This window comes from Streptomyces beijiangensis, assembly GCF_017315755.1.
Lineage (GTDB): Bacteria > Actinomycetota > Actinomycetes > Streptomycetales > Streptomycetaceae > Streptomyces > Streptomyces beijiangensis.
The window spans coordinates 1-248 of record NZ_JAFLRJ010000365.1 but is presented as its reverse complement, the minus strand read 5'-3'; the positions used below and the strand labels follow the sequence as shown (position 1 = coordinate 248).

Genomic DNA, 248 nt, shown 5'->3' with positions numbered 1-248 from the left:
CTCCTCTTCCTCGGACTCCTCGTCGTCCTCCGGCTCCCGCTCCGGCTCCGCCTTGCGCGGCGGGGGACGAGGTGCCGGGCTTCGTCGGGGGTGTGGAGATCCCGGAGATACTGCGGCCGCCGCGCCGAAGGGAGCCGTCTCGATCCGCCACCAGTCCGGCTCGCTCCCGGAAGGCCCCAGCTCGTCCGTGCCCGCCAGATGCGGCGGCGAGGCCGCCGGGGCCTGCGGAGCCTCCCCCGGAGGAGCCG

At 76.2% G+C, this 248-nt stretch carries 1 pseudogene; it reads right to left on the bottom strand.

Annotated elements, in window-relative coordinates:
• A pseudogene (locus tag J0695_RS31035) lies at nucleotides 1-248 on the bottom strand (hypothetical protein); the annotation flags it as partial.